Genomic DNA, 20,000 nt, shown 5'->3' on the forward strand with positions numbered 1-20,000 from the left:
GAGCATTGTCATGATCACCCATACCCCTTGCCTGACGCAGCACAACAACCTGGTGCCGTACCCGTTTAGCGAAATCACCTCGGCCAGGCCCGGCGCCAGACCCCGGGTCATCTGGTTGACCGGGCTGTCGGCGGCGGGGAAATCCACCATCGTCGACAACCTCGGGCCGGTGCTCAGTGCTCGCGGGTTGACGACCTGCATTCTGGACGGCGATTCGGTACGCACCGGTCTGTGCCGCGACTTGAGTTTCTCTGCCGAAGATCGTGAAGAGAACGTGCGCCGGGTGGCGGAAGTCGCGGCGTTGATGGTTGAAGCAGGGTTGACGGTGATGGTGGCGTTGATCTCGCCCACGCGCTCGGCCCGGCAGCTGGCCCGCTCGATTGTGGGCAGTGCGCGGTTTGTAGAGGTGTTTGTCGATGTGCCGCTGGCGGTGGCTGAAGCCCGGGACCCGAAGGGGTTGTACCGGCGTGCGCGGGCGGGGGGAATCACAGGGTTTACCGGGGTGGATTCAGCGTATGAACCGCCGGTGTTTCCCGAGCTGCACATTCGCAGTGATCAGGTTGATGTGGGGCGGGCGGTGAAAATGATTGATGAGTGGTTGTTGGCGCGAGGGTAGGGGGAAGAGGTGCGGATAACCACCCGTGGTCATCCGCACCTCTTCAAGCTGGCAAGCCGCTGATCAACCGCGTCCAGTTGCCATAGGCAAATGCTTCGGTCGCTTCTTGATCGAGGCCGCACTGTTCCACAAAATTTCGGGCATCCCGACCCGGCCGTATTGGTAGGTAAAGTCGGTGGAACACAGCACCCAAAATTCGCACCCGCTTTCTTTTCCACGATCACTACGTGGGCGTGGCGCCTGCCAGGCGGCGTATTCCGGTGGAACTCTTTGAACAACCCGGACACTGAGTTTTAGCGCGTTCCGCCGGGTCAGTCCCTTTTGTGATCCACACGCGGCATCGTTGCGCAGCCTTCGGAGAACACTTCCATGCTTGAGCTCGATTCCCGCATCAAAGTCATTACCTTCGATTGTTACGGCACCCTTGTGCAGTGGCATGACGCTGTTCGGCGAGCGGCGGCGTCCATCCTTGAGCGACATCTGTCGGCCCATGCCTCCACGGACAGTGTCGCCAGTTTCGCGGCGCGCCTGCGTGAGATTGCGATGGAGCATCAGCAGCAATCGCCGTTTCGTGACTACGAAGCGGTACTCGATGCGAGCCTGAACCAGGCGTTGCGCGAAACCGGTCATGACGCCACGGCGGCAGACCTTGAGACCTTGCTCGCGACCCTGGGAAGGATCGAGCCCCACCCCGACGTACCCGAAGCGCTTGCCCGATTGCGCGAGCATTACCGGATCGCCGTCATCAGCAACACCTCGGATCACCTGATTGCCGACACCATCACCGCCATCGGTACACCGATCGATTTCGTCATCACGGCCCAACAGGCGCGTGCGTACAAGCCCGATCACGCGCTCTTCCACCACGCTTACGCCGCGATGGGTGTTACGAAAGATGAAACGATCCATGTCGCCATGGGCCAGGTCAGTGATCTGAAGGTCTGCCAGGAACTGGGCATTCGGTCCGTCTGGATCGACCGAGAGGGCGAACCCCTGGACCCCGCATGGCAACCTGACGCTGTATTGAAGGACCTTTCCGGGCTGCCGCAGTTGCTGACGCCGTCCTGACATCCCGGCTCGGCTGTCGGTCCCCCACCCGATAAGGGGTCACGCATGCTTGTTACCGGGATTCTCTGGATAGCGTTTTTCATCATCAACTTCAACGTGGTGATGATGATTCCGCTGCTGCCTTTTATTCAGCGGGATCTGCACCTTTCTCCCAGTGAGTCCGGGTGGATATTGGCCGCGTTTCCGGTCGTGGCGCTGATCAGTAATCTGGCGCTTGGCCCGTTGATTGATCGCTTCGGCAGAAAGCTGTTCATCACCGTGGGTGGTGTTGCTTGCTGCCTGACGCTGCTGTTCACCGCCGCATCCCAAAGCGCTTCCATGATCGTATTGAGCCGGGCTGCGACAGGGCTGTTCATGCCGATGATCGGCGCATCTATCTTCGCCGCCCTGGCGGACTATGTCCCCGAGCCCAAACGCGCCCGGGCGGCGGGGTATGTCACCACCGCCGCGCCGATCGCCTTTCTGTGCTCACTCTCGATGGGTGTTGTCGTCGGGGGGCTGCTGTCCTGGCAAGTCACCGTCGTCGGCCTGGCGGTCGTGTGCGCCACCCTTGCCGGGCTGGAGCTCACCTTTCCGACACCGCCGCAAGCTTCGCTGTCGTCTTCGAAAATAAGTTGGGCCATGTACAAGGAGCGGTTGACGTCGCTGTCGGCCAGTCCCGGCACCCGCCCGTTGATGGCGGCGTACTTTTGCTGGTCGATTGGCGTGTACGTTTTTCTGGGGCTGTACCCGAGCTGGCTTGTGCAACACGGCCTTTCATCATTTGGCGTCGATGCCGTGGGCTCGGTTATCTTCATCGGTGAGGTCGGTGGACTCTTCGGCGCGATGCTTTCCGCCAGGCTTGCCAGTCGATTCAACAATCCATTGCGGCTGTGCGCTGTCGCCTCGATGGCGATCGCGGCAGTGATCCAGATGATCCCATGGGGCGAGGGCTCACCGTTTGCACAAGGCGCTGCCTACATGGGCTTCGCGTTCGGGCGAGACCTGATGCTGGCGTTGATATTGGGCGATGCCATGGGGCTGGTTGAAGCTTCTCGAAGAGGAAGTCTTAATTCATCGCTCAACGCGGTGTATCAAACGGGTGGGACGTTGGGTGGATTGTTGAGTGCCTGGCTGTATGGCTTGAACGCCGGGTATTTCGCGAACGTGCTGGTGGCGTCGTTGGCGTTTGTTGCTTCCGCGGTGTTGCTGCGTGGAATCTCCGGGCCGAGGGATCGTTTCTGAGCTGTCAGGAAGTTGCGCACGGCCGACTGTAGTCGGTGAGCCTGAAGCGGGCGCACGCCAGCGGTGCCTGCACTACCGTGGGAGGTCACCAGGAGGTGAACATGTTCGAAGGTTTCCAACTCGCGATGATTGATCTGCCTGAGGCGACGCTACGGGTTCGCTACGGTGGCTCTGGTCCTCCGTTGCTGTTGCTTCATGGTCATCCACGGACCCACACGACCTGGCATCAGGTGGCGCCACTGCTGGCAGACTCTTTTACGGTGATCTGCCCTGACCTCAGGGGTTTTGGGCAGTCCAGCAAGCCCGCCGACGCCCATGACCACGAGGCGTTCTCAAAACGAGCAAAAGCGCGTGATTGCATCGCCCTGATGGATCGCCTCGGTTTCGATAAATTTCGTGTGGCAGGTCATGACCGGGGCAGTTACGCGGCGTTTCGTCTGGCCCTTGACCATCCCTCTCGGGTGCTGAAATTGGCGATTCTGGATGGCGTGCCCATCCTGGAAGCGCTCGAACGGTGTGGATCGCGGTTTGCTTCCAGCTGGTGGCACTGGTTTTTCTATGCTCAACCCGACAAGCCTGAACGGGCCATTTTCGCCGACCCCAAAGCCTGGTACGGAGGCAGCGCCGAATCGATGGGCCAGGAGAATTTCGAGGATTTTCAGGCCGCGATCCAGGACCCCGAAACGGTTATCGGAATGCTCGGTGATTATCGCGCAGGCCTCGCCCTGGACCACGTGCATGATAAGGAAGACCGCGAGGCCGGTCGCCGGATTCAATGCCCGCTTCACGTCATCTGGTCGTTGAAGGATGACCTCGAATTCCTCTACGGCGACGTGATTTCTGTTTGGCAGCCATGGGCACAACAGAAGGTCACCGGCATGGGAATCGAGAGCGGCCACCACATGGCGGAGGAGGCGCCGGCTGAACTGGCGAGCGCGCTGAAGGCGTTTTTTGCTGCGAAGTGAAGATCGGGACCCCGCTGCAGACCGGCCCATTTATTTCTGCGGAACCGATCTGCCGTAAGGCGCCACACAAGGGCTACCCACTCCCACGCGAACCTCACAGCGATCGCCCCGTTACAACATCCAACACGCCTGCATCCGTGCAAGCGGTCCAGAGTGGGCCTGGGGCACTGCCAACCGACCTTTCAGTTTGGAGAAAAACGTGAAATTACCCGGACTCGGCGCCTCGTCGCCCAAGACACCAGACATCACTCCCCATGCTTCCAAGCCGGACGCCAAGCCGACGCCCGACGCGGGCAAACCATCGAATACCCCTACCGATTCCGGTAACGGCGGCAGCCGTGCTACCGGCAACTTCAGCAATGTCGCCCAAGGTACGGGCGCTCTGGCCAGCGGCGGCGCGGCCATTTATCGGGCTGACCAGAGCACGCAGAATTCTCAATACGCCACGCAATCCACCACGGGCGCAGTGAACTATGGCGGCCCTGCCGGGAGTGGCGGGCCGTCGGGTCTGCAAAACCAGTCCCTGGCTCAGCAGAGCCCGGGACTGGGCAACGCAGGTGAGCAGTCGACGCAGAACTCACCGCTTCTGCAGCTGCTGGATAAGTTGATTGGGGCGCTGTTGCAGTCAGTCGGCGGCGGGGCGAGTAAGCAACCTGCCGGCGGCGATGCTGCCCCCACGCACACCAAGGACACGCCTGTGGCCGAGCAGAGCCATAACAAGGACGGTTTAGCCGGAGCCGCTGGGCAAGTCGGGAAAGCACTGTGGATGGTGCCCGGTTTGAGTAACGTGATGACTGGCATAGGCGAGTCCGACGGCAGTGTCGGCGGGATGCTCAAAGGCGGCGTCGGAGGCGCAGTGGACACTGCGAAAGGCGCAGCCGTCGGCCTTATCGGCGGTGGCGGCAACCCGGTCGCCATGGCGGCTGGTGCTTATGGCGGGGCGTTGTCTGAAACCAAAGCTGCCCCTGAAGGGGTGCGCAACGCAGCGGGCATGCTCTAAACGATTCCTGCCGCATGTTTCCTCTTGGGGGGAACATGCCTGGCAGGGATTTCTCGACCGAAACACGTCACCAGACAATGGGTTTGTCGTCCCAGGCCCAAAATGTCCCGCTGTCCGCTGGCCCATGTGCGCCTACCACCTCAAGAATGCGATCCGCCGAGAAACCCGCTTCAAATAGTTGACCCTCAGGCACATTCGTCTGGAATGGCCGGGACAGGTCGGTATCCGTTGTGCCCGGGTGTATGGCGAGGACGGTAGAAGCAGGGTTCAAGCGTTTCAGTTCGATACTGGCCGTGTGCAGCAGCTGGTTGAGCGCCGCTTTGCTGGCTCGGTAGCTGTACCAGCCGCCCAATCGGTTATCGCCAATAGAGCCAACCCTCGCGGACAGCGCCGCGAACGTCGAAGGTTGCCTGCGCAATAACGGAAGCAGGTGTTTGAGCAGCAGGATCGGCGCAAAGGTGTTGGTCGCGAAGCTCGCTTGCAGGCCGGCCATCGTCAGTTGCGCCAGACCCTTTTCGGCTTTGGCGCCGTCCTGATGAAGAATGCCCAGCGCACTGATGACGAGGTGCAGATGATCGCACCCTGCAAGCGTCTCGCTCACCAGTGCTTCGAGGGATGGCTCATCCCGGGCGTCGCAGTCGACGCGTTTCAGACGGTCGCCATATTGCTCTGCGAGCTTTGCCAACCCCGCAGAGGTGGTCGCTTCCCGCGATACTGCCCACAGCTGAGTAACATCATCGCGAGCGAGCAACGCTGCGCACAGTGCCAGGCCGATCCCTCGGCTGGCCCCGCATATCAGCACGTGTGCTCCACTGTTAAGTTCCGGTATCAAACGCATAAGGCACCTTGAGGGGCATGGCTGAAGTGTTTTTATGACTTCGGAATACGGCATGACGTTCAGGTGGGAGGTTGCTGACAGATTGCACACCGTGGCATTGGCTATTGGTGAGTGCCGCTCATTGGGGCATGAACCGAAAGCGCGGTAGATGAATGCACAGCCATGAATTAGCTTGGTTGCAACCCTATTCATCAGCGAGAGGTGAGCTATGTGGCAGAGAGCAACCGTGCCTGCATGGGTGTTGCTGGCTGGCAGTGCGTTCAATAAGCATGGGCATGGTGCAACGAGTACGACCGGGGTTACCCACATGGCCATCCAGCAGATGCTTGACGGAAAAAATGTCGATTGGCTTGAGCCCGTTAGCAATGCTCAGTACGACGCCTCACTATGATTATTCGCACATCTGCAGCAGTCAGCTTAGCGATGTGTTTATTTGCATGCGCCACCCCAAAGGGCGTGATGACGAAGGAAGTTTCTCAAATGCCTACTTCAGCCGATATACGTGCTGCCTCACCGGCAATGGCTCACAACATGGACACCTTGCTCCTGGGTCAAGTCTGGCAACGCACGCAACTGTCTCCCCGCGATCGGAGCCTGGCAACCGTCGCAGTAATGATCGCACGCGGCCAGACTGCCGAGCTTGCCGCGCACTTTGATCTGGCCTTGAAGAATGGAGTGACGCCCCTGGAGCTATCCGAAGCAATCAACCACCTCGCGTTCTATTCAGGGTGGGGCAATGCCGCCGGCGCGGCACCGATTGCCACCGAAGTCTTTGGCAGGTACGGCGTAACACCTGACCAACTGGCGCCTGTGTCGCCCGACCTGCTGCCTATCGATCAGATCGCCGAAGATGCGCGCGCTGCCAGTGTCGATAAGTCCGTCGGGCCGGTTTCGCCCGGGTTGGTGCAATACACCACCAGCGCGCTCTTCAACGATCTGTGGCTACGGCCGGGTCTTGCCCCCAGAGACCGAAGCCTGATTACGGTTACCACGTTGGTGGCGAACGGTCAGGTCGCCCAGATCGGCTACCACCTCAATCGTGCGATGGACAACGGCCTGACGCAGACCGAGGCCTCCGAACTGCTGTCGCACCTTGCTTTCTATGCGGGCTGGCCAAATGCGTTTTCCGCGGTGCCAGCCTTCAATGATGTCTTCAACAAGCGGCAGGAGAGCTAGGTCGCTAGGGGAGCGGTCCCATGGGTTGGAGTTCGCGGATGAGCTCGATGAGCAGTCGCAGGCCTACAGGAACCTGTCTGAAACTTGAGTAATAGATATGAAACCCTGGGTCGTGGTGAGTCCAGTCCTCCAACACGCGCTGCAAGGAGCCTTCGGCAAGCTGCCGTCTGACCACATAGGCGGGAACGTACATCAAGCCGACGCCGCGCATCGCCATCGCTACACCGACGCGGGTTTCGTCGATGGTGATGGCGCCTGGCGCGTCTATTTCCATCTGGTGACCGTCTTTCGAGAATTGCCAGTGATAGATGCGGGCATTACCCAGGCGCACGCGCAGGCAACGATGCTGGTAAAGGTCTTCGGGATGGCTCGGGGTACCGAATCGCGCAAGGTAATCAGCCGTTCCCACCACTGCCCAAGCCACATCGGGAGAGAGTCGTTGAGAAATCATGTCTTCGGGAACCGTCCCGCCGAACCGGATACCTGCATCATGCCCGTCGCCGATAATATCAACCATTCGGTTGGTCACGGTCAGGTCAATCTCAACGTCCGGATAGCGATCAACGAAAACGGGAAGAACCGGGCCCAGCAATAGCTTTGCGCCGTCGCTCAACACGTTGAGCCGGATGCGTCCGGCAGGTTCATCCCGTAGCCGGTTGAGGGTTTCCAGTGCCTGACCGATGTCGTTGACTGGCGCGCTTATGAGGCCCTGCAACTCCTCGCCTGCGGCCGTCAGGGTCACGCTTCGAGTGGTGCGATTGAGCAGCCTGACGCCAAGCCGCGTCTCCAGCCCTTTCATGGCATGGCTCAGCGCGGAGGCGCTGATCCCCACTTCCAGACCCGCCTTTCTGAAGCTTTGATGCCGAGCGATGGCGAGGAAATAAATAATATCTGCCAGGTTCGTGCGGCTGAGCTGCATGGATGACTCCGAAGCGAAGAGCGGTAAGGTCAGCCCACAGCGGGCAAATGATCAATCAGCTTGTCGAGTGTGATGGGGTAATCCCGAACCCTGATGCCGGTAGCGTTATAGACGGCATTGGCAATGGCCGCTGCCGCTCCGGAAATACCGAGCTCGCCGACACCCTTGGCCTTGAGCGGGGTTGCGTAGGGGTCTACTTCATCCAGAAAAATCACCTCTTGATGAGGGATGTCAGCATGCACCGGGACTTCGTAGCCGGCCAAGTCGTGATTAACAAAAAAACCCAGGCGATGATCCACAATCATTTCTTCCATAAGCGCTGCGCCCGCGCCCATGGTCATTCCCCCGATGATCTGACTGCGAGCTGTTTTGGGGTTGAGTATTCTTCCTGCTGCACACACCGCCAACTGACGGCGAATGCGGATTTCCCCTGTCGCAGCGTTTACACCCACCTCGACGAAGTGAGCACCAAAGGTCTGCTGGGCATACTGCTTGGCCAGGTCGCCGAATTCCATCACGTCTTCGGCCAACAGATCGCCATCCCGGGTGGCCTCGGCCAGTCGCAGGTTTTTCGAACCGTCACGAACGTAGCCGTCGATGAATTCTGTTTTGGCGGGATCGAGGCCTAGCTTCGCAGCAATGACTTCCCTGAGCTTCACGCAAGCAGCATAAACGCCCGCGGTGGACGAGGCTGCTCCCCACTGGCCACCTGAACCCGATGATTCCGGAAATCGCGAATCCCCTAGGTTGACGATCACCTTATCCATTTCAACGCCCAGCATTTCAGCCGCAGTCTGGGCAATGATCGTGTAAGAGCCGGTGCCAATGTCTGTCATGTCGGTTTCGACGGTGACCAAACCTTTGCGGTCAAGCCGGACTCGAGCACCGGATTTCGTCGTGGGTGCGCCACGACTGGCGGACGCCATGCCCATGCCGATGTACCAGCCGTCGTGCAATTGCTTACCGGGAAGGGGAGTGCGTGTAGCCCAGCCGAACCGATCAGCGCCGGTGGTCAGGCATTCGACGAGCTGACGTTGGGAGAACGGGCGATCAGGCTGTTCCGGGTCTACCTGAGTGTCGTTCAGAACACGAAATTTCACAGGATCCATACCGAGTTTTTCAGCCATTTCGTCCATTGCGATTTCAAGCGCCATCATGCCGGGTGCTTCACCGGGTGCACGCATGGCGCTGCCTTCAGCAAGGTCAAGCTGGGCAAGGTACAAACGGGTCATACGGTTCGCGCCCGCATACAACGTTCGGGTCGATGCGGTAGCCGCCTCGGTGCGACCCCCGCGCAGGTTGCCCGACCAACTCTCGTGCCCGATTGCGGTGAGCGTGCCGTCCGTATTGGCACCCAGACGTATCCTTTGGATCGTCGCTGGCCTGTGCGTCAGGTTGTTAAACATAAGCGGGCGTGGAAGCGCCACTTTAACGGGCCGCCCGGCTGCTCTTGCCGCCAGTGAGGCCAATACGGCGTCACACAGAATGGTGCCTTTCCCGCCAAAGCCGCCACCAATATAAGGCGAGATCACGTGAATGTTGTCTTTGGAAATACCCAGCGTTTTAGCCAGATCTCTGACGCCCCAGTTTATTTGCTGGATAGACGTCCACAGCGTCAGTTTCTCCCCCTGCCACTGAGCGATGGTCGCGTGGGGTTCCATCATCGCGTGGGCATGATCCGGGGTGCTGTAGCGGCCGTCGAGTGTGAAAGCTGCCTCCTTGAACGCGCCATCGAAATCCCCGATGGCCGTCTGTGGAGGAGGGCCAAATGCACCTGGCGCGGGGGTCGTGGCTGACGCTCGCTGCGCGGCCAGATCGTAGGCGCCGGGCTCTCTGACGTAATAGACGCGCAGCAAGGCCGACGCGGCTCTGGCTTGTTCGAACGTCTGTGCGACGACGATTGCCACTGCCTGGTGATAGTGATCCACCTGGGGACCGGCCAGTGCGCGGTCAACGTAAAATTCGCCTCTGTCCAGCTGACCTGCATTCTCGTGGGTGACGACTGCGATAACGCCGCTGGCTTGACGTGCTTCGCTGGAATCAATCGAGGTGATCCGGCCCTTACTGATGGATGAGCCCACTACATAGCCGTAGGCGGGAGGACTGACGGAGGCCTGTTGCTCATAGGCATAGGTCGCCGTGCCCGTCGTTTTCAGCTTGCCTTCAACACGGTCTTTTGGCTGTCCAATCACCTTCATTTGGTCGATGGGATTGGTGTTCGCAGGGGTATCAAACTTCATGAGGGTCACTCCTGATCAATCGACCGCGGCCGTTCCATGCCGGTGGTTTTGCTTAAGAGGCGCTGGAAAGAGCCAGACCGATCGTCCGTTCTGCCAGTTTGATTTTGAAAGCGTTTTGCGCGGTAGGATGAGCGTCAGCCAGCAAACGCTCTGCGACGGCTTTTGCACCGTCAGGGAGATGAGCTTCCGCCTCTTCACTTCGCCAGGGTTTGTACGCCACTCCCCCCAGGGCAATCCGACCTGTCTGGTCTGGCAGCACGATCGCTGCGACAGACACCAGCGCAAACGCGTAAGACGCGCGGTCACGAACCTTGTAGTAGATGTGCTTGCCTCCCACGGGTTTAGGCAGGGTCACGGCAGTAATCAGTTCGGCATTTCCCAGGGTGTTTTCAATATTCGGTGTCGTTCCGGGAGCGGTGTACAGATCAGCGAGAGCAATCGTCCGTGTCTGGCCCTCCGGATTGAGGGTTTCCACCCTTGCGTCCAATGCCTGCATCGCCACCGCCATGTCGCTGGGATGGCTGGCGATACACGCATCGCTGACGCCGATGATCGCTTGTTGCCGACTGGCGCCCCCGATTGCAGAACAGCCGGCACCGGGGCGCCGCTTGTTGCAGGGTTGATCGGGATCGTAAAAATAGGCACACCGGGTGCGTTGCAAAAGATTGCCGGCCGTTGTGGCTTTGTTTCGGAGTTGGCCTGACGCTCCCGCCAGTAGCGCTCTCGACAGTACGGCGTAATCCCGCCGAACTTGGGGCGCGGCGGCCAAGTCGGTGTTACGCATCAAGGCACCAATTCTTATCCCGCCATCCTCTGTCGAGGTGATCTTGTCGAGCGCGAGTCCGTTTACATCAATCAGGTGCTGTGGCGTTTCTATTTCCAGTTTCATCAGATCAAGCAAGTTAGTGCCGCCCGCGATGAATCGCGAACCCGGGTGACTCGCTGCAGCGTCCACCGCTTGCTGCACAGAGGTGGCGCGTTCGTAAGTAAAAGATTTCATGCCTCGCCCCCGGCTACTTCTTGAATGGCGTCGACGATGTTGGAGTAGGCGCCGCAACGGCAGATGTTGCCACTCATGCGCTCGCGGATTTCGGCGACTGTGACAGTGCTTTTAGCCTCTAAATCGCCGCTTGCATGGCTGGGGATGTCGGCCTTTATTTCCTCCAGCATCGCGACGGCCGAGCAGATCTGCCCTGGCGTGCAATAACCACATTGGTAGCCGTCGTGCTTGATGAAAGACGATTGGAGGGGGTGCAGGTTGCCCGGTGTGCCGAGGCCTTCAATGGTGGTGATGCTGTCACCTTCGTGCATGACTGCAAGCGTGAGGCACGCATTTATTCGTCGTCCTTCTACTATCACCGTGCAGGCCCCGCACTGACCGTGGTCGCAGCCCTTTTTGGTGCCGGTCAAATGGAGTCTTTCTCGAAGCACGTCCAAGAGGGTGGTGCGGTTATCGACATTGAGCGCAACTCGCTCCCCATTGACTACCAGGTTTACCTGGCTGTCCGGCGGGCTGGGCGCTGCTGCTTTCGTGCCGGCAGCGGCCCGGGCATCATCGACCTTCGCGAACACGGCTGTGACTGCCGTGCCTGCGGTGCCTATGAGCACTTGGCGTCGAGACAACTCTATTCCAGCTCCATTACCGGTGGGGTTCATACGGTTCATCAATGTCTCCGTCACAGTTTTGGTTGCTGAAGCCGGCCGCGGTTGAGGACTCCACCCCGATGCATAACGTTCATGACCATGCACTCGGTGAGGGAACAATGCTGCTGGACTATTAAGACGGGAGCCTATGTCACCAGGTTGCTGGTGATAACGGGTGTTTGGAGAATGAATCCGTGAGCAGCGCTCAGCAATCCACGTGTAGCGCGGCCTGGCGGGACTCACGACTCCAATGCGGACTCACTCGCAGCCGCAGCTCATCGCTCTCGGCTTTCCGATGTGCTAATGAACACCAAAGCCATGTTGCGTCTGCGCACTTTCATAAATCTATGAAAGTCACTCAGACAATGATCGTGTCCAACGTGTTAATTGAAACCGATCCGGTTCAACTCAGCACTCAAGCCAGACGTTGACGGTTTCTGCAAGTACGTGTCTGTAGTGCACTCTCAGACTAAGCAAACTGGTTTTTTGATGGAGGAAGGTGATGAAACACTTCAAGGTTAATTTCCTTGCAATGGCGGGGCTGGTTTTTGTCGCCGCATCCTGCGGTCGGTTAATGGCAGCAGAAGCGAAGTCGCCGCCGGCCTACTATGTTGCCGAATTTGAAATCACCGATCCGGAGGGGATGAGGCCTTACAGCGCTCAGGTGGAATCAACATTCAAGCCTTATGGTGGTCATTTCATCGTCCGTGGCGGCAAGATTATTTCGCTCGAAGGTGTGGCGCCACAGCGTCGACGCGTCGTGATTGAGTTTCCGAGCGTGAATAATGCGCAGGCTTGGTAGAACTCTGCCGAGTACACCGCGTTGAGAAAAATCCGCCAGCGCTCGGCCAAGACAGATGTCTACTTGATCGAGGGAGCACTGGCTCCGTAGTCAATTCAGGAAAGTTGTTATCACCCGCATTATCTATTGGTTTTTTTGCGGGAGATGTGGAAGCCATCCCACCCAGACGTGCAAGCTCACCCGCAGCAAAAACCAAAATCCTGGCCAATTGTGTGATCCCGCCCCTCCAGCATTCGTCATGAACCCTAACCCCTGCTGCCGTCAGGGGATCGACACCAGGACCCTCCATGCAAACGCTGTTGAACGAGATTCTCGACGAAGTCCGTCCCTTGATCGGCCAGGGCAAGGTGGCTGATTACATTCCCGCGCTGGCGGACGTGCCGGCGCAGCAGTTGGGCATTGCCGTGTATGGCAACGATGGCACCTATCACTGCGCGGGCGATGCACTGGAGCCGTTTTCGGTGCAAAGCATTTCCAAGGTGTTCAGCCTGGTTCAGGCGATCGGCCATTCCGGCGAAGCCATTTGGGAGCGCCTGGGTCATGAACCCTCGGGCCAGCCGTTCAACTCGCTGGTGCAGCTGGAGTTCGAGCGCGGGCGGCCCCGTAATCCCTTTATCAATGCCGGCGCTTTGGTGATCTGCGACATCAATCAGTCGCGCTTCGCCGCGCCGACTTTGTCCATGCGCGATTTCGTCCGGCGGCTGTCGGGTAATCCCCAGGTCTTGATTGATGCCCGCGTGGCGGATTCCGAGTACCAGTTCCGCGCGCGTAATGCGGCAATGGCGTACCTGATGCAGTCCTTCGGCAATTTCCATAACGAGGTTGAAACCGTGCTGCGCAGTTATTTCAGTTGCTGCGCGCTGAAGATGAGCTGCCTGGATCTGGCCCGGGCGTTCTGCTTTTTGGCGAACAACGGGTTCTGCAAGCACAGCGGCGAGCAGATCCTCACCCCACGCCAGACCCAGCAAGTGAACTCGATCATGGCCACCAGCGGGCTGTATGACGAAGCCGGCAATTTCGCCTACCGCGTGGGCTTGCCGGGCAAGAGCGGGGTAGGGGGCGGAATCGTGGCGATCGTGCCGGGGCAATTTACGGTGTGCGTGTGGTCGCCGGAACTCAATGCAGCAGGGAATTCGCTTGCCGGGATGGCGGCACTGGAATTGTTGAGTTCGCGGATAGGCTGGTCTGTTTTCTGACTGCGGGGCTTCATCGTTTCAGGTTTGCTGAATCATGCAAAAGGGTGAGCTGTTTGCGCGTGGGTCGCTTCGCCGAAAAAACTGATGCGGGCCGTGTCGAGGGCGAAGGGTTAACCGATACAATGCCGCTTTAGCCCTGTCCAGTTCGAACCAGTCTGCGGGATGTTGATGCCGTGGCGATGTCGGGAGATCCGTTTGACTACCAATCCGGTCGATCCTAGCGGCGATGAGCGCCTGTCTCATGTGCTGAATGCCAGTGAGCGGCTGGTGATGGCGGAATCAGTGGACGAGGTCGTCGCTATCCTGCGCGATGTGGCCCGTGCCGCTGTAGGAGCGGATGGCGTTGCGATCGTGATCCAAAATGGCGGGTACTGTTCTTATATGGCGGAGGATGCGGTTTCTCCGCTCTGGGAGGGCCATAGCTTCCCGGCCGAACACTGCATTTCAGGGTGGGTGATGCGTCGCGGCGAGACGGTTGCGATCCGCGACGTCCGGCTCGATCCGCGCATCCCTCAGGACGCCTACGCGCCGACGTTCGTCCGTAGCCTGGTCATGGCGCCTATTGGTCGACCTGTTCCGGTCGCGGCGCTCGGCGCCTATTGGTCGCAGGTCCGCACTCACGACGACGATACGGTCAAACGGCTGGAAAGCCTGGCGCGGCTGGCAACGATTGCCATCGAGAATGCGCGCCTCACCCAGGCCCGCAATCGCGCGGCAGCCCTTGGGGCCGCCCAGAACCGTATCCTTGAGCTGGCTGTCGAAGAGACACCGCTGAGTGCCGCGCTCGACGCGATCGTCCGAGAGGTGGAAGCGCTGTCGCCCTCCCGTTTCCTTGGCAGCATCCTGCTGCTGAACGAGGAGGGCAGTCAGCTGCAGCAGTGCGCAGGACCCAGCCTTCCCCACGCTTACACCGACGCGGTCGAACGCGTCACTGTCGGGCTGAGCGCAGATTCCGGTATTACCTCGACGATCCCGAACCCGTGGGCGGTGGCGTCCGACATCGCGAACGACCCGCGTTGGGCCGAGTTCCGGGCGCTCGCCATCGGACACGGTTTGCAGGTGTGCGGGTCCATTCCGATCCGATCGGCACAGGGCGCCATGCTCGGCACGTTCGTCATGTATCACCCTGAACGGCGCGAGCCGCTGCCGGCGGATATCGAGATCGGCGACTTCGTGGTCAAGACCGTGGGACTGGTCGTGCACCGTGCTCGGGCTGAGGCAGCGATTCGCAGCAGCGAGGCGCGTTTCCGCCAGATCGTCGAAGGCGCAGAGGACTTTGCGATCATCACTTTTGATGCCCAAGGCAAGGTCACGGGGTGGAACATCGGCGCCCGGCGCATCGTTGGTTATCCCGCCGAGGAAGTCATGGGCCGCGATGGCGATCTTTTCTACACCGAAACCGACCAGGCCGAGCGGGTGTTTCAGAGCGAGCTCGCAGTCGCGGTGGAACAGGGGCGGGCCGTCAACGAACGTTGGCACGTTGATAAAGACGGTGCGCGCTTCTGGGGCTCGGGTTTGATGATGCCGCTGGCGACGGATCAGGGCGGTTTTGTCAAAATCTTCCGCGACCGCACGGCCGAGCATCAGGCGGATGCGGCGCTGCAGGAGAGCGCGGAGCGACTGAGCTTTTTTGATGAGCTCGACAGCCGCCTTTTCAATATCCGCCGAGCCGAAGAGGCTCTGCTCGTTGCAACCGGGTTGCTCGGGCGCCGGCTCAACGTGTCGCGCTGCGCCTACGCGGATGTCGACGTCGATAATGACCGCTTCTGGATTCGCAGCGACTACAACGCCGCGGGCATCCAGAGCTCTGCCGGAACCTACAGCCTCGATCTTTTCGGCCCGCGGACGGCTGCCGACATGCGCGAAGGCCGCACGCTGATCGTGCGCGACGTCGTCGCCGAGCTCGGTCCCAGCGAAGGCCTGGAGATGTTTCGGGGCATTGGCATCGACGCGATCATCTGCTGCCCGCTGGTCAAGAACGGCCGGCTGACCGCCATGATGGCGGTTCATCAGGATCAGCCTCGCGACTGGCTGCCCTCGGAAGTCCTGCTCGTCAGGGAAGTCGTCGAACGCTGCTGGGCACATGTCGAGCGGGTCGGCGCCGAGATGCGCATGCGCGAAAGCGAAGAGCGTCTGCGCCTTGCCGTCGAACACGCCGACATCGGCTTCTGGGACGTGGACATCGTTAACGACACGCTGATCTGGCCGCCCAGAACCAAAGCGATGTTCGGCATCCAGGCTGACGTGCCGGTCACGATTCAAGACTTTTATGACGGTCTGCATCCCCAGGACCGGGACGCAACGATCGAGGCGTTCACGGCGGCCATCGACCCCGAACGCCGTGCCCTGTATGACGTCGACTACCGCACCGTCGGCAGGGACGATGGCGTGATTCGCTGGGTCGCCGCCAAGGGGCGGGGCGTGTTCGACGACGCCGGCCGCTGCCTGCGCGTTACCGGCACGGCCGTCGAGGTGACCGCCCGCAAAGAGGCCGAGGAGGGGCTGCGGGAACTCAACGCCACGCTGGAAGGACGAATTGCCCAGGCTGTCGCCGAGCGGGAAGAAGTCCAGGCGGCGCTGCGCCAGAGTCAGAAGATGGAAGCCATGGGTCAGCTGACAGGCGGCGTGGCCCATGACTTCAATAACCTGCTCACCCCGATCGTCGGCACCCTCGACATGCTCCAGCGCCGAGGCGTGGGCGGTGAACGTGAGCAGCGGTTGATCTCCGGCGCCGTGCAGTCAGCCGATCGTGCAAGGACGCTGGTGCAGCGGTTGCTGGCCTTCGCGCGCCGTCAGCCGCTGCAGCCGGTGTCGGTCGACGTGGCGAAACTGGTGAACGGCATGGGCGATCTCGTCGCCAGCACCACCGGGCCGCAGATCCGGGTCGTGGTCGATGCCCCGCCGGATCTGCCAGCGGCAATCGCGGACCCGAATCAGCTTGAGATGGCGCTGCTTAATCTCTCCGTGAACGCGCGCGACGCCATGCCGGAGGGCGGGACAATGCGGATATCTGCCTGCACCGAGTGGGTGAGCAGGGACCACCGTTCCAGGCTGCCGACCGGCGACTACCTGTGCCTCTCCGTTGCGGACACCGGCATTGGTATGGATGCGCCCACCCTTGCGCGGGCGGTGGAACCGTTCTTTTCGACCAAGGGCGTCGGCAAAGGCACGGGGCTGGGTCTGTCGATGGTGCACGGCCTGGCGTCCCAGCTGAACGGCGCGCTGACCATTCAGAGTTCGCCAGGGCTTGGGACAAACGTAGAGCTTTGGCTGCCACGCAGCATGACCCTGCCGACCTCGGCGTCGCGTATCGACGACGCGCAGGAGCGGCACTCGCTGCGAGGGATCGCGCTGCTTGTAGACGATGAAGAGCTTGTGCGTGCCAGCACGTCGTACATGCTGGCCGACCTGGGCTACCGGGTGATCGAGGCCTCGTCTGGCGAGGAGGCCCTGCAACTGCTGGGGACCGGGCAGCACGTCGACCTGATCGTCACGGACCATCTCATGCCCGGCATCAGTGGCACCGACCTGGCCAGACGGGTCCGTAACGCCCGGCCCGGGACTGCAATCCTGCTTGTCTCGGGGTATGCGGAACATGAAGGGCTGGACCCGGATTTGCCCCGCCTGACCAAACCTTTCCGCAAGAGCGAGCTGGCGGCGAGTCTTTCTCAGCTTGGGGGGACGGCCTGACAAATCGGGCGCGAGTTCCATGGGGTTTTTGCGATCCAGCCCAGACCGTCCGAAATTTCAGCAACCCCTCACATCTCTGCCATGATTCCCTCATCGCCTCAAGCTGAGGGCATTCCATGTCTATCGGACAACTGAAGATCAACGCCATCCGCCTCGTCGGCGGGTCGGCTGTGCTGAATTACCTCAATACCTGTGACGGCCGCCGCCCGGGCACGGGGTTGCTGGAGGTCGTCGACAAGCTGAGCAACCTGGAGGACATCGTCCACTGGTTCCGCCACGCCGACCTGATCGACGATCTGGAGCACCAGCACTTCGTTGCCGTCGTGCGCCGTTCTTCCTGGCACACGGTGACGGCATTTGAACAATTGATCGATTTCCGCGAAGCGCTGTATCGGTTATTGCTTCCTATGGCGCTGGACCACAGCGCCGATCAAGTCAGCCTCGATGCGTTGAATCAGGCGCTGGCCGACACGGCCGACCAGCGCCTGCTGGTATTGACGCCAGCGGGTGTGATCTGGCGCTGGCGGGTCGGCGATGATCTGGGCTCGATGACGGCCGGGTTTATCGGCCGGCTTGCGGTTCAGGCATCCATACTGCTCACCTCCGGCGATCTGTCGCGTCTCAGGGCGTGCGCCACCCCGGACTGCGACTGGCTGTTCCTCGATACTTCTAAAAACGGCCGCCGCCGGTGGTGCCAGATGAATGTCTGCGGCGCGCGGGAAAAGGTCAAAAGGGCCATGGCTGCGTCCTGAGCGCAGGTAGTGGCGCAGCCTGCGGCAATCTGTGCGACAACGCCCGCAAAAAGCCAGGGAACCTGCCGGGTTCCCAAGCTTCTTATCTCTAGTTCAGAAGTGTCGCGGCAGGTGCCGCGGCAGGACACGAGAGAGCGCAGGCATGGGCGACATCCGTATCGGCATTTCAGGCTGGCGTTACACGCCATGGCGCGGGGATTTCTATCCCGAGGGCCTGACGCAGAAAAACGAGTTGAAATTCGCCTCCAGGGCTGTGAACAGCATCGAGATCAACGGCTCGTTCTATTCGCTGCAGTCGCCTGACCTCTATGCGCGCTGGTACGACGATACGCCGAAGGGCTTTGTCTTCAGCGTCAAGGGCCCGCGTTACATCACCCATGTCCGCCGCCTCAAGGAAATCGACGAGCCTGTCGCCAACTTCTTTGCCTCCGGTGTTTTTCAGCTCAAGGAAAAACTGGGGCCAATCCTCTGGCAGTTCGCGCCCAACTTCAAATTCGACGCCGAGCGCTTCGAGCACTTTCTCAAACTGCTGCCCCACGACGGTAAAGCCGCCAAGGCCTGCGCCAGCCAATGCGCAGAACGGCTGCAGCAGCCGGGTTATCTGGACATTCCGGCGCGCCTGAAGCTGCGTCACGCCGTTGAAATCCGCCATGAAAGCTTTCTGGTGCCTGAGTTTGTCGCGCTGCTGCGCAAATACAAGGTGGCGCTGGTGGTCGCGGACACCGCCGGCAAGTGGCCCCACGTTGAGGACCTTGCCACCGATTTCGTCTACGTGCGCCTGCACGGTGACAAGGAACTCTATGCCAGCGGGTATTCCGACGAGGCGATCAAGCACTGGGGTGATCGCATTGATGCCTGGCAACGGGGCGCGCAGCCCAAGGATGCTCAGTTGATCGTGGACAAAGCCCCCCGAGCGCGGAAGTCCCGCGACGTTTATTGCTATTTCGACAACGACATCAAGGTCCGCGCCCCTTACGACGCGCGCCGGTTGCTTGAACGTTTCAATCTCACTGAAAACCTGGAAGTTGCGCCAGGCGATTTGCATGGAGCCACGTTGTGACCAGTGCCCTGATCCCCGAAGACCTCAATGGCCAGCGACAAAGCGCGTCGGCCTCGGTCACGCTTAACGTGCTGACCATGAACATGCACATGGGCTTCGGCTTCCTCAATAAGCGGTTCATCCTGCCGGAACTGCGTGATGCAGTGCGCTCAGTGTCGGCCGATATCGTTTTCCTGCAAGAAGTCCACGGCGAGCATCAGGACCACGCGCAGAACGTGAAGAACTGGCCGACCACTTCGCAGTACGAATTCCTTGCCGACAGCATGTGGAAGGACTTCGCCTACGGCCGCAATGCCGTGTATCCCCATGGCCACCACGGTAATGCGCTGCTGTCCAAGTACCCGATCCTCCGCCATGAGAACCTCGACATCTCGATCCACGGCACTGAGGAACGCGGTCTGCTGCATTGCGTACTGGACGTGCCGCATTTCGGCGAGCTGCACGCAGTGTGCGTGCACCTGGGCCTGAAGGAGGTTCATCGCCAGCAGCAGCTGAAATTGCTCGCCGACCTGGTGGGGCGTTTACCGGCCGATGCGCCGGTGATTGTGGCGGGGGATTTTAACGATTGGCGGCAGAAGGCCGATGACGTGTTGAATCCTGCCGGGCTGCGCGAGGTTTTTGTTGAGTCATTTGGCGCGCCGGCGAAAAGCTTCCCGGCGCGCTTTCCGTTGTTGCGCCTGGACCGTATTTACGTGCGCAACGCGCACATCCGGTCGCCCAGGGTGATGTCGAATCGTCCCTGGTCGCACCTTTCCGATCATGCGCCGTTGGCGGTGGAGGTAACGCTTTGAGGGGTATGAGAGCGATGGG

17 protein-coding genes and 1 pseudogene are annotated in these 20,000 nt (G+C 60.3%); 13 read left to right on the forward strand and 5 right to left on the reverse strand.

What is annotated here, in order from left to right:
- Positions 1–10 precede the first annotated feature (10 nt).
- From cysC to FX982_RS14535, 5 genes are all read left to right on the forward strand, one after another.
- Positions 11–616, forward strand: coding sequence for an adenylyl-sulfate kinase (gene cysC, locus FX982_RS14515; RefSeq protein WP_172611368.1), 606 nt, complete (start codon positions 11–13; stop codon positions 614–616).
- Positions 617–985: 369 nt separating this feature from the next.
- A complete protein-coding gene (locus tag FX982_RS14520) occupies positions 986–1,684 on the forward strand; it encodes a haloacid dehalogenase type II (protein ID WP_172611370.1) in 699 nt (232 codons plus the stop codon).
- A gap of 105 nt (positions 1,685–1,789) precedes the next feature.
- Positions 1,790–2,908 (forward strand): MFS transporter, encoded by a 1,119-nt coding sequence (locus tag FX982_RS14525; protein WP_254074795.1) that lies wholly within the window; start codon positions 1,790–1,792, stop codon positions 2,906–2,908.
- Positions 2,909–3,009: 101 nt separating this feature from the next.
- Positions 3,010–3,873: an alpha/beta fold hydrolase gene (locus FX982_RS14530; RefSeq protein WP_172611374.1), complete on the forward strand. Its 864-nt coding sequence runs from the start codon at positions 3,010–3,012 to the stop codon at positions 3,871–3,873.
- A gap of 199 nt (positions 3,874–4,072) precedes the next feature.
- Positions 4,073–4,873: a hypothetical protein gene (locus FX982_RS14535; protein ID WP_172611376.1), complete on the forward strand. Its 801-nt coding sequence runs from the start codon at positions 4,073–4,075 to the stop codon at positions 4,871–4,873.
- A 67-nt stretch (positions 4,874–4,940) separates the two neighbouring features.
- On the opposite strand, the gene FX982_RS14540 is transcribed toward FX982_RS14535, so the two are convergent.
- The gene (locus FX982_RS14540) at positions 4,941–5,711 is read right to left on the reverse strand and encodes an SDR family NAD(P)-dependent oxidoreductase (RefSeq protein ID WP_172611378.1); all 771 of its coding nucleotides are present in this window, start codon (positions 5,709–5,711) and stop codon (positions 4,941–4,943) included.
- Between the two features lie 265 nt (positions 5,712–5,976).
- Between FX982_RS14540 and FX982_RS24550 the strand changes: the two are divergent.
- Both FX982_RS24550 and FX982_RS14545 read left to right on the forward strand, forming a co-directional pair.
- Positions 5,977–6,102 (forward strand): annotated as a pseudogene (locus tag FX982_RS24550) ((R)-mandelonitrile lyase); the annotation flags it as partial.
- Positions 6,099–6,887 (forward strand): carboxymuconolactone decarboxylase family protein, encoded by a 789-nt coding sequence (locus FX982_RS14545; RefSeq protein WP_367948759.1) that lies wholly within the window; start codon positions 6,099–6,101, stop codon positions 6,885–6,887. The pseudogene FX982_RS24550 and the gene FX982_RS14545, both read left to right, overlap by 4 nt.
- Positions 6,888–6,891: 4 nt before the next feature.
- Here the strand turns inward: FX982_RS14545 and FX982_RS14550 are convergent, their stop codons facing one another.
- From FX982_RS14550 to paoA, 4 genes are read right to left on the reverse strand one after another with little or no spacing between them, the layout of a single operon-like run.
- The gene (locus FX982_RS14550; protein WP_172611381.1) at positions 6,892–7,806 is read right to left on the reverse strand and encodes a LysR family transcriptional regulator; all 915 of its coding nucleotides are present in this window, start codon (positions 7,804–7,806) and stop codon (positions 6,892–6,894) included.
- Positions 7,807–7,835: 29 nt separating this feature from the next.
- Entirely contained in the window at positions 7,836–10,046 is a 2,211-nt protein-coding gene (paoC, locus tag FX982_RS14555; protein ID WP_172611383.1) for an aldehyde oxidoreductase molybdenum-binding subunit PaoC, read from the reverse strand.
- A gap of 52 nt (positions 10,047–10,098) precedes the next feature.
- The gene (locus FX982_RS14560) at positions 10,099–11,046 is read right to left on the reverse strand and encodes an FAD binding domain-containing protein (RefSeq protein ID WP_172611385.1); all 948 of its coding nucleotides are present in this window, start codon (positions 11,044–11,046) and stop codon (positions 10,099–10,101) included.
- Positions 11,043–11,711, reverse strand: coding sequence for an aldehyde dehydrogenase iron-sulfur subunit PaoA (gene paoA, locus FX982_RS14565; RefSeq protein WP_438826282.1), 669 nt, complete (start codon positions 11,709–11,711; stop codon positions 11,043–11,045). Before paoA ends, FX982_RS14560 begins: the two co-directional genes overlap by 4 nt.
- A 481-nt stretch (positions 11,712–12,192) precedes the next feature.
- Here paoA and FX982_RS14570 point away from each other — a divergent pair, with 481 nt between their 5' ends.
- The 6 genes from FX982_RS14570 to FX982_RS14595 all read left to right on the forward strand — a co-directional run bounded on the left by FX982_RS14570 (position 12,193) and on the right by FX982_RS14595 (position 19,981).
- Positions 12,193–12,492 carry a DUF1330 domain-containing protein gene (locus FX982_RS14570; RefSeq protein WP_254074796.1) on the forward strand — a complete coding sequence of 100 codons (300 nt, stop codon included), beginning with the start codon at positions 12,193–12,195 and terminating at the stop codon, positions 12,490–12,492.
- Between the two features lie 287 nt (positions 12,493–12,779).
- The gene (gene glsB / locus FX982_RS14575; RefSeq protein ID WP_172611387.1) at positions 12,780–13,688 is read left to right on the forward strand and encodes a glutaminase B; all 909 of its coding nucleotides are present in this window, start codon (positions 12,780–12,782) and stop codon (positions 13,686–13,688) included.
- Between the two features lie 270 nt (positions 13,689–13,958).
- Entirely contained in the window at positions 13,959–17,378 is a 3,420-nt protein-coding gene (locus tag FX982_RS14580) for a PAS domain S-box protein (RefSeq protein WP_254074928.1), read from the forward strand.
- A gap of 116 nt (positions 17,379–17,494) precedes the next feature.
- The gene (locus FX982_RS14585; RefSeq protein ID WP_172611390.1) at positions 17,495–18,130 is read left to right on the forward strand and encodes a CGNR zinc finger domain-containing protein; all 636 of its coding nucleotides are present in this window, start codon (positions 17,495–17,497) and stop codon (positions 18,128–18,130) included.
- 142 nt (positions 18,131–18,272) lie between these two features.
- Positions 18,273–19,190: a DUF72 domain-containing protein gene (locus FX982_RS14590; protein WP_172611391.1), complete on the forward strand. Its 918-nt coding sequence runs from the start codon at positions 18,273–18,275 to the stop codon at positions 19,188–19,190.
- A complete protein-coding gene (locus FX982_RS14595; RefSeq protein WP_438826283.1) occupies positions 19,187–19,981 on the forward strand; it encodes an endonuclease/exonuclease/phosphatase family protein in 795 nt (264 codons plus the stop codon). Before FX982_RS14590 ends, FX982_RS14595 begins: the two co-directional genes overlap by 4 nt.
- Positions 19,982–20,000 lie beyond the last annotated feature (19 nt).

This window comes from Pseudomonas graminis (assembly GCF_013201545.1).
GTDB lineage: Bacteria > Pseudomonadota > Gammaproteobacteria > Pseudomonadales > Pseudomonadaceae > Aquipseudomonas.

Coding starts and splice junctions, on each gene's coding strand:
- cysC (WP_172611368.1), top strand. CDS start 11: ATGATCACCCATACCCCTTGCCTGACGCAGCACAACAACCTGGTGCCG.
- FX982_RS14520 (WP_172611370.1), top strand. CDS start 986: ATGCTTGAGCTCGATTCCCGCATCAAAGTCATTACCTTCGATTGTTAC.
- FX982_RS14525 (WP_254074795.1), top strand. CDS start 1,790: ATGATTCCGCTGCTGCCTTTTATTCAGCGGGATCTGCACCTTTCTCCC.
- FX982_RS14530 (WP_172611374.1), top strand. CDS start 3,010: ATGTTCGAAGGTTTCCAACTCGCGATGATTGATCTGCCTGAGGCGACG.
- FX982_RS14540 (WP_172611378.1), bottom strand. CDS start 5,711: ATGCGTTTGATACCGGAACTTAACAGTGGAGCACACGTGCTGATATGC.
- FX982_RS14545 (WP_367948759.1), top strand. CDS start 6,099: ATGATTATTCGCACATCTGCAGCAGTCAGCTTAGCGATGTGTTTATTT.
- FX982_RS14550 (WP_172611381.1), bottom strand. CDS start 7,806: ATGCAGCTCAGCCGCACGAACCTGGCAGATATTATTTATTTCCTCGCC.
- paoC (WP_172611383.1), bottom strand. CDS start 10,046: ATGAAGTTTGATACCCCTGCGAACACCAATCCCATCGACCAAATGAAG.
- FX982_RS14560 (WP_172611385.1), bottom strand. CDS start 11,046: ATGAAATCTTTTACTTACGAACGCGCCACCTCTGTGCAGCAAGCGGTG.
- paoA (WP_438826282.1), bottom strand. CDS start 11,711: ATGAACCGTATGAACCCCACCGGTAATGGAGCTGGAATAGAGTTGTCT.
- FX982_RS14570 (WP_254074796.1), top strand. CDS start 12,193: ATGAAACACTTCAAGGTTAATTTCCTTGCAATGGCGGGGCTGGTTTTT.
- glsB (WP_172611387.1), top strand. CDS start 12,780: ATGCAAACGCTGTTGAACGAGATTCTCGACGAAGTCCGTCCCTTGATC.
- FX982_RS14580 (WP_254074928.1), top strand. CDS start 13,959: ATGGCGGAATCAGTGGACGAGGTCGTCGCTATCCTGCGCGATGTGGCC.
- FX982_RS14585 (WP_172611390.1), top strand. CDS start 17,495: ATGTCTATCGGACAACTGAAGATCAACGCCATCCGCCTCGTCGGCGGG.
- FX982_RS14590 (WP_172611391.1), top strand. CDS start 18,273: ATGGGCGACATCCGTATCGGCATTTCAGGCTGGCGTTACACGCCATGG.